The sequence below is a fragment of the Alcanivorax sp. HI0083 genome (assembly GCF_001635175.1).
Map to the genome: position 1 here is coordinate 1 of NZ_LWFX01001291.1, position 10,785 is coordinate 10,785.

Here is a 10,785-nt window from a genome sequence, read left to right on the forward strand (position 1 = left end):
TCAGCCGATGGATTCTTTATCGGCGTATGAATAGGTGCGGGGTGGGGCCAAATCTCCTACCGTCTGTACCCTTGGGTCAGATGCTCCTTTGGTCCCTCCACCCCGGCAAGTCCTGCATGGTTGCAGGAAGAGCATTCAAACATACAAGTTCCCTTCCAGGGGACGAACCGGCCCGTAAACATGGAAAGATCGAAATCACGGGTTACTCAACCGTCGATTGCAGCAGACGGTTATCTCTGTCGCCTCGCTGCGCTCGGTTCGTCCCCTGGAAGGGAACTCCTACAGCGGCTTCGTAGACAGCAAAAAGCCCCGGAAAACCGGGGCTTTTTCGTGTTGCATGTAGCGTGACGCGTGCTGCGTCTCCTGTGCTACCGAGGCTGCATACGGATACCACCATCGATACGGATGGTTTCGCCGTTGAGGAATTTGTTCTCGATCATGTGGCACACCAGCTGACCGTATTCCTGCGGATGCCCCAGCCGTTTCGGGAACTGGGTCATTTCGATCAGCGGCTGCTTCACCTTGTCCGGTGCCGCATTCATCAGCGGGGTGTTGAAAATCCCCGGGGCGATGGTATTGCAACGGATACCCAGTGGCGCCAGATCACGGGCGATGGGCAGCGTCATGCCGACCACGCCGCCTTTGGTTGCCGCGTACGCAACCTGACCAACCTGGCCATCAAAGGCTGCTACCGAGGCGGTATTCACAATCAGGCCGCGCTCGTTATCTTCACCCGGCTCATTCTCGGCCATGGCTGCCGCCGCCAGGCGCGCCACATTGAAAGTACCGATCAGGTTGATCTGCACCACCATGTTGAATACGCCCAGATCGTGCGGCTTGTTCTCGCGGCCCACGGTTTTCATGGCAGAACCCACACCGGCACAGTTAACACACACATGAATGGCACCAAACTTGGCCACGGTGGCCTCCACCGCGGCTTTCACCGAGGCTTCGTCTGTCACGTCAGTCTGGGTGAAGGCTGCATTATCACCCAGCTGGGCCGCCACTTCCGGGCCTTTCTTGTCGTCACGATCAAAAATCATGACCTTGCCGCCCTTGGCAATAATCGCTTCTGCAGTCGCCTGGCCCAGGCCTGAGGCACCACCCGTAATCACGGCCACTTTATCGGTAATATTCATATGCTCTCCTTCTTGTGAAAGGTAGAAAGGTAAAGAGGGTCCATAAAAGGTTGTCGCAGAGTATACCCAGCTCGGCGCAGAGGCTCATTGTTGCTTTCGCTCAAACCGGGACTGCTTTAAGGTGAGATTGCGTCATTGCAGTCATTATCAAACAAACCGCTTTGACCCACGGCATGGGAGGGAAAGCCTTGCCCGACACCGTCAGACAGGACGATACCACCTGGCTCGCCGATGCATACCGACGAACCCGGCGATTCAGCGAGCAGCTGTGTGAACCTCTGCTCGCCGAAGACATGGGCCTGCAAGCCTGCCCGGAAACCAGCCCGCCGCGCTGGCACCTGGCTCACACCACCTGGTTCTTCGAAACCTTTCTGCTCAAGCCTCACCTGCCCGGTTATCAGCCCGCCAATCCCGCATTCGAATACCTGTTCAACAGCTACTACAACGGCATCGGCGAGCAATATCCGCGCCCTCAACGCCATCTTCTATCGCGCCCCACTAACGATGAAGTGATGGCCTGGCGCCACCAGGTGGATGCCGCCATGAACGCTTTGCTGGCGCGGGCCGATAACCTCACGCCGCTGGTACAGCTGGGCATCAATCACGAACAGCAACATCAGGAACTGTTGCTCACCGACCTGAAATACAGCCTCTCCTTCAACCCCCTGTCACCGGCCATCACCCAGCCCGTGAACATTCCAGGCGACACCCCACCGCTGACTTTTCAGGGCTTCGAGGGCGGACTGGTGGAGATTGGCGCTTGCGGCGGCTTCGCGTTCGATAATGAAACACCTCGCCACAAGGCCTGGCTGGAACCGTTCCAGCTGGCCAACCGTCCCGTGACTCAGGGGGAGTTTCGCGCCTTTATTCTGGATGGCGGTTACCGCAAACCGGACCTGTGGCTTTCCGATGGCTGGAGCTGGGTGCAACAGCAACAAATCGAACGCCCGCTGTACTGGAACGCGGCACTGACCGAACACTTCACCCTGGCCGGACAGCAACCGCTCCACGACAACCAGATCCTGGCCCATGTGAATTACTACGAAGCTGACGCCTACGCACGCTGGGCGGGCAAACGCCTGCCCACAGAACAGGAATGGGAACACGCGGCCTACAGCCAGCCGATCACCGGCACCTTCGCGGATTCCCCGTCCGATAATCGCTCGTTTCAACCCGGTGCTGCCCGCGACGCCCGCCTTGCCCATCTGTTCGGTGATGTCTGGGAATGGACCGCCAGCGCCTACCTGCCTTACCCGGGCTTCCAGACGGCCCATGGCGCAGTGGGCGAATACAACGGCAAGTTCATGTGCAACCAGATGGTACTGCGCGGCGGCTCCTGCGCCAGCAGCGCCAACCATCTGCGCGCCAGTTACCGCAATTTTTTCTATCCCCAGTTGCGCTGGCAATTCAGCGGCATCCGGCTCGCCTGCGACAAGAAGCCCAATGATGGCTGACAGGCGCACCACTCCGACTTCTTGCAGAGGCTAAGATGAAGCATCAACAGACTCCGTTGAACCACCAGCAGCTTTGCCCGAACCTGACGTTTTACGATCTGTACCCACCAGCCACCGATATGCTTGCGGAGGTCAGCCAGTCCCTTTCAGCTCCCGGCCCGTCCCTGCACCCCAAGTATTTTTACGATGAAGCCGGCTCCGCCCTGTTTGACCGCATCACCCGCACCCCGGAGTACTACCCCACCCGTACCGAAACCTCACTGCTGACCGGCTATGCTGAAGAAATCCAGGCACGGCTCAACCAACCGCAAACCATTGCCGAACCCGGTGCCGGTAGCTGTGAAAAAGTGCGCCTGCTGCTGGATGCCTGGCAGCCCCGTCACTACATGCCACTGGAAATTTCCCGTGAGTGCCTGCTTGGCGCCTCTCGCCAACTGGCCCAGGATTTTCCCGACGTGCACATCAGCGCCGTGTGCGCCGATTACTGCCAGGCGATGGCCATGCCACAAGCCTTGGCACAACCGGGGCGGGTGGTGTTTTTTCCCGGCTCCACCATTGGCAATTTTGAACCGGCCGCCCGCAGCGAATTTCTCAAGGGGCTACGCAAACTGGCCGGCCCCGGCGGCGCCCTGCTGATCGGCGCGGATTTACAAAAGGCCGATACACAGCTGAATGCTGCCTACAACGATGCCCAGGGGCTTACTGCGGCCTTCAACCTGAACGCCCTGCATCACCTGAACCGGGAACTGAACTGCCAGTTCGACACGGACAACATGCGCCATGTGGCGTTCTATAACCGCGCACAGCAACGCATTGAGATGCACCTGGAGTGCCTGTGCGATCAGGACATCCAGCTGGGAGAACGCAGCCTGACCCTGAAAAGCGGTACCCGTATCCATACCGAGAATTCCTACAAATTCACCGTAGAAAGCTTCAGTGCCGAACTGGTCGCCGCCGGTTTCACCCCGCTAAGCTGCTGGACGGACCCACAAAGCCTGTTCAGCCTGCACCTGGCCCAGGCATAACGGGAACGTAAAAGCTGTGCCCCCCGATTGCGCAAATAGTGTGAACCGGTTCCAGTGCCGTTATACTGAGCGGCGTTTTTCTGTCCATACTTGCCAACGATAATAAATGGGGCTGCGGTGATAACCGTGGCATAGGGAGATCGGATGCTTGAACTGATCAGCGCAGCGCGCCGGCGTAAACGCCCGCCTACGCACCAGTTGTTTGATGTGGTCACCATGGAATTCCGGGTGGGCCTGCTGGATATCGACCTGAACATGCATCTGAACAACGCCAAATACCTTAAGTTCATGGACCGTAGCCGGCTGGAACATGCCGTGGTCACCGGCTTGCTCAACCGCATGCTCGAAGCCCGCTGCAACGGTGTCGTGGCCAATACCGAAATTGCCTATATCCGTGAACTGCGCCCCTATCAGCAATTTCAGGTGCATACCCGGATCCTCGGCTGGGACGACAAATACGTGTACTACGACCAGCGTTTTGAATCCCAGCGCAAACTGCACACCCACGCCCTGCTGCGCGTTGCCAATGTCTACGGTGGCAAATCGGTGAGCCCACAGACGGTGCAGGAAATGACCGGCATGAACCTGACCTCCCCCGCCTTGCCGGAATATGTGGAGCAATGGAAGCGGTTGCTGCAGACCAAGCGGCGGTTGACGGAAAGCGACTAGCGACCTGGCTACGAGCTACGAGCTACGAGCTACGAGCTACGAGCTACGAGCAGCAAGATAGCCCAAGATACGAATAAAACAACCGCCCAACAGTAAAAAGCCCCGAACGTTCGGGGCTTTTTACTGTTCACCTAGCCACTAGAAGCTCGCAGCTCATAGCTGCTTATTCCGTCGAATAGGTATAAAACGGCGCCCAGCGCTTCTCTTTCACGCCACTGCCACCGTAATACACCCCCGGCTCATCCAGCCGCAGATCGGCGATTTCCCGCAGCGCCAGCGCGCGGGGCACCTGTTGCAGTGGCCCGGCCTGCTGGTAGTCTTCCGGGTTGGCAACCAGCTCTTCCATATCCAACGGACGGGTTTCCGAATAGCGGAAGAAGTATTCCTGCCCACCATCCACCTTCAATGGCATCTCAAACACCATCTTCAGATACAACACACTGAGCGGGCGGCGAGCATAGAAATCGTGGGTGCCCGCGGGCAGTTCCAGCCATTCATAGGCACCGGCCTTCAGGCCGAACAATTGAGAAGAGTCCATGAAGAATACCGGCGCCTGGACTTCTTCGTAGCCCCAGCGGGTAATCGGACGGTAGATGTAGACCATGGCATTACGTGGATCGAGCGTATCCATGGGGGCAAAGGTTTTTCCCTTTGGCGCATCCAGGAACGCCCCGGGGGTGGAAGGAATCCCCATTCCCACTCCAGAACAACCCGAAATAACCCAAAGGCAAGCCGCCAGCAGCACAGCCAATCGCATTATTATTCTCCAGCGTTGCCATATCCGGTGCTCCCGGATCGGCCCTGTTTATTATTGCGTGCAATATAAAAGCATTTTGATGGCCCAACTATGGCCGATTTACCCGCATTGCTCAAGCGCGAGAGGCCCGGCATGCCGGCTCTGGGGCCCGCCACATACGGCGTGGCGGGCAAGCGCTCAATTTACCGGCAACCGACCAGCGCCGCTCTCCCAGAGCCGGGGTTTTCTGTTAGGATTTCGCCATGGCAGTAAATCGAATCCACACCCCCTGTATTGGCGTCTGTTCCACCGTTTTCGGTGACACGGTTTGCCGTGGCTGTCGCCGTTTCAGCCACGAGGTGGTGCACTGGAATGGCTATACCAACGAGGAAAAGACCATCGTCTGGCGGCGCTTGAACCTGCTGCTGTGTCAGGTGGTGGACAACTACTTTGTGGTAGCGGACGCCGACCGCCTGGCCGCCGAGCTCGATTTCCAGAACCTGCGCTATCAGACCCAGCTGTCCCCCCAGGGCTGGGTACCAGAGTTGCTCAAGGCCGCGGGTTCCAAGATGATTCCCTACGACCACTTTGGTCTGCACGCCCTCCCCCCCACCGAAGCCATGACCCCGCGCCAGCTGTACGACCAGATCAGCGCGGAATGCCACGCCCTGTCCCAGGCGCACTACGACCGTTCCTACGCCCGCCCGGTGACTCTGGTAGCAGAACTCACCGAGCACGCCGCCCGGGAGAAGGGGTTGATCTAGCTTCTAGCTTCTAGCTTCTAGCTTCTAGTACATGATCGCCAAGGCATTCGTTGGAGCAACAACGAAACGCAAAAAAGCGCCAACACCTGAAGGATCATTGTTTTAACTCGCCGCTAGAAGCTCGCCACTTGCTCCTGTCATTTGTCCCCATCTGACCGAAACAGCCCTTCACCAATACACCATTCACTGGCACAGTTGCGGAATGATCATTCATTCACTTTCTGTGCGAGCTTGATATGGCCAATGCTTCCCCCGCCAGCGCCCCAGGCAAAGAGTCCGGTAAGCGGGAACAGATTATCCGTGCGGCACTGAGCGTGTTTGCCAAGCACGGCCTGCACGGCACGCCGGTGCCCCCCATCGCCACGGAAGCCGAGGTGGGCGTCGGCACGCTATATCGCTACTTCGACAACAAAGAATCCTTGATCAATGCGGTATTCCAGGACAGCAAACAGCGGCTGCAGGACCGTCTGCTCACGGATCTGGACTTGATGCATCCCTCCCGCGCCCTGTTCGACACCCTCTGGGCGCGGCTCACCGCCTTTGCCCGGGATGAACCGGACGCCTTCCAGTTTCTGGAAATGCAGGATCACCACAGCTACCTCACCGAAGAAAGCCGCCGCCGCGAACAGGCCTTGCTCATCCCGCTGGGAATGATGGTGATCATCGGCCAGCGCACCGGCCTGCTCGGCAATCACATGAAACCCGACCTGGCCATCGCCCTGTTCTGGGGCGCCTTTGTTGGCATATTCAAAGCCGAACGGCTGGGCTACCTGACACTCAGCGATGATGACCTTAAACAGGCAAGAGACGCCTGCTGGCTCGCCATTGCCAATCACGATCACTAGGAAACGATAGCCATGACCCCAACCCATATCCTGATTACCGGCGGTGCCGGCGCTATTGGCGGCCAGCTTGCCGGCCAGTTTCGACAACACCACCCCGAGGCCCGCATCACCCTGGTCGATTTGAATGCCGAGGCACTGGCTGCAGCTGCCGAGCAACATGGAGCCCAGGCAGAAACCTGTGATCTGACAGATATCGACGCCCTGCCCGCCTGGTGGCAGTCGTTGGAGGACCGTCGCGGGCCGGTGGATGTGCTGGTCAACTGCGCCGGCATCATGGACATCATCAGCATTACCGGCACCGGCTGGGAGAAGGGCAAGCGTCTGCTGGATATCAACTTCACCGCACCCATGCGGCTGATGGACCTGGCGCTGCCCGCCATGGTGGAGGCCCGTCACGGTTGCGTGATCAATGTGGCCAGCATGGCCGGGCGCGTACCGATTCGTGGCTGCAGTTATTACGGCGGCGCCAAGGCGGGAATCGGCCTGGCATCGGAAATTGCCCGTCTGGATCTGAAGAAACAGGGCGTCAATGTGATCACCGTCTACCCAGGCCCGATCCAATCAGGACTGGAAAGCCATGCCCGCAGCCAGGTGAAAAAAGGCCCGGTGTCCCGCTATATCCCCACCGGCAAGCCGGATGTACTGGCTGAGCGGATTTACAAGACCTTCCGCAAGAGCGGCGCCCGGGTGATCTACCCGGCTATCTACAGCCTCGCCAAGCAAGTCGCCAACCTGAATCTGACCAACCGGGCGATGGATTTCTTCAGCCCGCAACCGAACCAGTAACCACGGACCGACCATGACACAGCAAGCCAACACTCCGATTTATGACACCCTGATTGTCGGTGCCGGCATCAGCGGCATCGGCCTGGGCATTCGCCTCAAGGAAGCCGGGTTCGCGAACTTTGTGATTCTGGAAAAAGCCGCCGACCTGGGCGGCACCTGGCGAGACAATACCTACCCGGGCTGCGCCTGCGATGTGCCCTCGGCATTGTATTCCTATTCCTTCGCACAGAAACCTGACTGGACCCGGGCCTTTGCCGGCCAGGCGGAAATTCTCGATTACGTCCGCGATACCGCTGAGCGTTACGATATTCCTGCATCGATTCGTTTCAACCAGGCAGTAGAACGGGCGCAATGGCGCGAGAGCCAGAACCTGTGGGAAGTGCAAACCGCTGATCAGCTGTATCGGGCCCGCACCGTGGTGGCCTGTTCCGGCTATCTGCACGAACCGATTATTCCGGCAATTCCCGGCCTGGAAAACTTCGCGGGCAAGCTGTTTCATTCCTCGCGCTGGGACCACGAGCACGACCTGACCGGCGAGCGCGTGGCGGTGGTGGGCACCGGCGCCTCCGCCATTCAGTTCGTCCCGGAAATACAACCGAAAACCCAACACCTGACCTTGTTCCAGCGCACCCCGCAATGGGTGCTGCCCAAGCCGGATCACAGCATTCCCAAGATCGAAGAAAACTTCTTCCGCCTGCCGTTCACCCTGAGCGCCTGGCGCAAGATGCTCTACGGCGGTTTTGAAACCTTCGGCATCGGCTTTCGCCGCCCGGCCATCCTGCGGCAGATCCAGAAGCTGGGCCTGGCGCACCTGAAAGTGGCCATCAAGGACGCAACGCTGCGCGCCAAGCTCACCCCGGATTACACCCTTGGCTGCAAGCGCGTATTGATGAGCAACAACTACTACCCGACCCTGAACCAGCCCAATGTGGATGTCTTTCACACCGGCCTGAAAGAAGTCCGTGGCAACACGCTGATCGGCCAGGATGGCAGCGAATGCGAGGTGGATACCGTGATTCTCGGCACCGGTTTTTTTGTCACCGAGCCGCCCATCGCCAACCATATTTTCAATGATGCCGGCGAGTCGCTCAGCCAGATGTGGGAAGACGGCATGCAGGCCTACCGGGGCACCACCATCAATGGCCTGCCCAATGCCTTCATGGTGCTCGGCCCCAATCTGGGCATCGGCCACAACTCCGCCTTTATCGTTATCGAAGCGCAGATCAACTACATCGTCAGCACCCTGACAACCATGCGCGAACAGCAGCTGGGCCGCATTGAAGTGAAGGCCGAGGTGCAGCAGCAGTACAACCGCAAGGTCCAGAAAGACCTGCAGGGCACGGTCTGGAACACCGGCGGCTGCTCCAGTTACTACCTGGACAAGAACGGCTTGAACAGTGTCGGCTTCCCCTGGAGCACCCTGGAAATGCAACGGCTGCTGAAAACCTTCGACGCGGACAACTACACCCTGACACCCGCTACCCAAAAGGTATTCTGATCATGAGCAAAACGGCTTCTTCTTCCTCACCCCGCCGCGCCCTGGTCATCGGCTGTGGAGGCGTCGCCGGCGGCGCCTGGTCCATTGCCGCCCTCCATCAGCTGGAGCAGCAACTGAACTGGGACGCCCGCGATGCGGACATCCTGGTAGGCACCTCCGCCGGTGCCGTACTCGCCACCCTGCTGGGTAGCGGCGTGTCCGTGGCCCAATTGCGCGACTGCCAGCAAGGCACCAGCGATCGCTGCCAATGGGACCACGACACCGATACCGGCGGCGCACTTCCGCCCTTGCCCGGGGCCCGGTTTACCGGCGCCAAACTGGCACTGAAAGGATTGCGCGGCGAGATTTCACCACTGACAGCGATCTGCGGGCTGCTGCCACGGGGGCAGTTCGACATGACGCCCTTCCGTCAGCTGGTCAATACCGTCACCGTCGGCAAAGACTGGGTCAGCCATCCAGCCACCTGGATCATGGCGGTGGATACTGACAGCGGCAAACGGATTCCTTTCGGCAAGGGCGGCGCGCCCAGCGCCAGCATTGCCGATGCGGTGTGCGCATCCTATGGGGTGCCGTTCTGGTGCCCACCGGTCACCGTGGCCGACCGCACTTACATTGATGGCGGCGTCGCCTCCCCCACTTCCGCAGACCTGCTGGCCGACAGTGCAGTGGATGAAGTGATCGTGCTGGCCCCCATGGCCTCACGCCAGCCGGACCAGCCCCGCTCCCCCCTGATGAAGATAGAACGGCGGGTACGCCGTTACATGACCGCAATCGTGGACCGGGAAGTGGCCTTGCTGGAAAAAAGCGGCAAGACCGTCATCCGCATTGAACCCAATGCGCAGGATCTGACCGCGTTCGGTTACAACATGATGGACCCGAAACGACGCCGACAGGTCTACGACACCGCACAAATCACCACCGCAGACACGGTGCGCATGGCTATCGGCTGATGGACTAACGAAAGCAGGCCGGGTCATCCCCAATGCTGTTCACTTAAGAGAAGCAGCGCTGCGCCAACACCTTCGTCATGCGAGCATGACTTCCCACCAATCCCGAAGTTAGAGGGGAGGGGTTGTGGGAAACGATGTTTATAGCGCGAAAGCTTCAGGTCTGGCACAGAACCTTAAGTGAACGGTATGACGGGAACACCCTGGCTTTGTTGCTTTCCCGGGCAAGCGCAGCCTTGCCATCGGGACGGGAGTCGCGGCCAAACCGCTAAAGGGAATCGGCCGCCTGAGTCAGGGTTAGCTGGATATTTTTTAACGCCGAGCGAGCTTCGATTCCCTCAGAATGGGCAAAGAAGCCCAGCATCAGCGCGCCCGCGACCAACATCATCAACGCCAGCAGCATCAACTTTTCTTTTTCCAGCACGCGCCGTAGCGGCGAGCGAGGTGTCTCTTCGCGGCGATTGAGACTGTTATTGTGATCATGGCGGTCTTCTATCGTATCTCGCACCGTGCCTCCCATACTGTCTATGTATGGTTGTACCCACCCAGCCGGGCAAGCACAAGACACGGGCAGACCGCTGGTCTGACAAGCGCCGCGCCCTGCCGGCTACGACGTGATGCGGCGAACCCGGATCACCAGCTCCCGGCCAACGACCTCATAGCCGTGGGCCTGGGCAATCTGCTCCTGCCGCGCCTCGATGACCGGATCACGGAATTCAATCACCCGCTCCGTTTCCACGCACACCATATGATCATGGCGTTCACCGAATGACAGCTCGTACACACAGCGGCTCACCGCGCCCTGGGAAAACTGATGACGGGTGACCAACCCCACCTGCTCCAGATTCAGCAACACCCGGTAAATGGTTGAGATACCGATTCTTTCCCCCGCCTGATACAGGCGGGCATAGATTTCTTCAGC

The 10,785-nt window shown here is 59.1% G+C and carries 12 protein-coding genes; 8 read left to right on the forward strand and 4 right to left on the reverse strand.

Translation table 11 applies throughout. The annotated features are described in order from the left end of the window. Positions 1–368: 368 nt before the first annotated feature. A complete protein-coding gene (locus A3754_RS19125) occupies positions 369–1,139 on the reverse strand; it encodes a 3-hydroxyacyl-CoA dehydrogenase (RefSeq protein ID WP_063520968.1) in 771 nt (256 codons plus the stop codon). Between the two features lie 173 nt (positions 1,140–1,312). Here A3754_RS19125 and egtB point away from each other — a divergent pair, with 173 nt between their 5' ends. The 3 genes from egtB to A3754_RS19140 all read left to right on the forward strand — a co-directional run bounded on the left by egtB (position 1,313) and on the right by A3754_RS19140 (position 4,287). Then, positions 1,313–2,593, forward strand: coding sequence for an ergothioneine biosynthesis protein EgtB (gene egtB, locus A3754_RS19130; protein WP_063520969.1), 1,281 nt, complete (start codon positions 1,313–1,315; stop codon positions 2,591–2,593). Positions 2,594–2,628: 35 nt separating this feature from the next. Then, positions 2,629–3,618 carry an L-histidine N(alpha)-methyltransferase gene (gene egtD, locus A3754_RS19135; RefSeq protein WP_063520970.1) on the forward strand — a complete coding sequence of 330 codons (990 nt, stop codon included), beginning with the start codon at positions 2,629–2,631 and terminating at the stop codon, positions 3,616–3,618. Positions 3,619–3,762: 144 nt separating this feature from the next. Next, positions 3,763–4,287: a thioesterase family protein gene (locus A3754_RS19140; protein ID WP_063520971.1), complete on the forward strand. Its 525-nt coding sequence runs from the start codon at positions 3,763–3,765 to the stop codon at positions 4,285–4,287. Positions 4,288–4,450: 163 nt separating this feature from the next. Here the strand turns inward: A3754_RS19140 and A3754_RS19145 are convergent, their stop codons facing one another. Next, the gene (locus A3754_RS19145) at positions 4,451–4,981 is read right to left on the reverse strand and encodes a DUF2846 domain-containing protein (protein ID WP_063520972.1); all 531 of its coding nucleotides are present in this window, start codon (positions 4,979–4,981) and stop codon (positions 4,451–4,453) included. Positions 4,982–5,286: 305 nt separating this feature from the next. Here A3754_RS19145 and A3754_RS19150 point away from each other — a divergent pair, with 305 nt between their 5' ends. From A3754_RS19150 to A3754_RS19170, 5 genes are all read left to right on the forward strand, one after another. Continuing rightward, a complete protein-coding gene (locus A3754_RS19150) occupies positions 5,287–5,787 on the forward strand; it encodes a DUF1289 domain-containing protein (RefSeq protein ID WP_063520973.1) in 501 nt (166 codons plus the stop codon). Between the two features lie 236 nt (positions 5,788–6,023). Further along, positions 6,024–6,632 (forward strand): TetR/AcrR family transcriptional regulator, encoded by a 609-nt coding sequence (locus A3754_RS19155; protein ID WP_063520974.1) that lies wholly within the window; start codon positions 6,024–6,026, stop codon positions 6,630–6,632. 12 nt (positions 6,633–6,644) lie between these two features. Continuing rightward, the gene (locus A3754_RS19160) at positions 6,645–7,418 is read left to right on the forward strand and encodes an SDR family oxidoreductase (protein WP_063520975.1); all 774 of its coding nucleotides are present in this window, start codon (positions 6,645–6,647) and stop codon (positions 7,416–7,418) included. A 13-nt stretch (positions 7,419–7,431) separates the two neighbouring features. Further along, positions 7,432–8,916 carry an NAD(P)/FAD-dependent oxidoreductase gene (locus tag A3754_RS19165; protein WP_063520976.1) on the forward strand — a complete coding sequence of 495 codons (1,485 nt, stop codon included), beginning with the start codon at positions 7,432–7,434 and terminating at the stop codon, positions 8,914–8,916. A 2-nt stretch (positions 8,917–8,918) separates the two neighbouring features. After that, the gene (locus tag A3754_RS19170) at positions 8,919–9,866 is read left to right on the forward strand and encodes a patatin-like phospholipase family protein (RefSeq protein ID WP_063520977.1); all 948 of its coding nucleotides are present in this window, start codon (positions 8,919–8,921) and stop codon (positions 9,864–9,866) included. Between the two features lie 265 nt (positions 9,867–10,131). Here the strand turns inward: A3754_RS19170 and A3754_RS26740 are convergent, their stop codons facing one another. Together A3754_RS26740 and A3754_RS19175 are read right to left on the reverse strand one after the other, a co-directional pair. After that, a complete protein-coding gene (locus A3754_RS26740) occupies positions 10,132–10,371 on the reverse strand; it encodes a hypothetical protein (protein ID WP_156497092.1) in 240 nt (79 codons plus the stop codon). A gap of 99 nt (positions 10,372–10,470) precedes the next feature. After that, positions 10,471–10,785: transcriptional repressor (locus tag A3754_RS19175; protein ID WP_063520978.1), on the reverse strand; the 315-nt coding region annotated here is incomplete at its 5' end.

Bases quoted from the DNA above. Each gene is read 5' to 3' on its own strand.
- A3754_RS19150 (WP_063520973.1), top strand. From the start codon at position 5,287: ATGGCAGTAAATCGAATCCACACCCCCTGTATTGGCGTCTGTTCCACC.
- egtD (WP_063520970.1), top strand. From the start codon at position 2,629: ATGAAGCATCAACAGACTCCGTTGAACCACCAGCAGCTTTGCCCGAAC.
- A3754_RS19140 (WP_063520971.1), top strand. From the start codon at position 3,763: ATGCTTGAACTGATCAGCGCAGCGCGCCGGCGTAAACGCCCGCCTACG.
- A3754_RS19160 (WP_063520975.1), top strand. From the start codon at position 6,645: ATGACCCCAACCCATATCCTGATTACCGGCGGTGCCGGCGCTATTGGC.
- egtB (WP_063520969.1), top strand. From the start codon at position 1,313: ATGGGAGGGAAAGCCTTGCCCGACACCGTCAGACAGGACGATACCACC.
- A3754_RS19125 (WP_063520968.1), bottom strand. From the start codon at position 1,139: ATGAATATTACCGATAAAGTGGCCGTGATTACGGGTGGTGCCTCAGGC.
- A3754_RS19170 (WP_063520977.1), top strand. From the start codon at position 8,919: ATGAGCAAAACGGCTTCTTCTTCCTCACCCCGCCGCGCCCTGGTCATC.
- A3754_RS19165 (WP_063520976.1), top strand. From the start codon at position 7,432: ATGACACAGCAAGCCAACACTCCGATTTATGACACCCTGATTGTCGGT.
- A3754_RS19155 (WP_063520974.1), top strand. From the start codon at position 6,024: ATGGCCAATGCTTCCCCCGCCAGCGCCCCAGGCAAAGAGTCCGGTAAG.
- A3754_RS19145 (WP_063520972.1), bottom strand. From the start codon at position 4,981: ATGGGGATTCCTTCCACCCCCGGGGCGTTCCTGGATGCGCCAAAGGGA.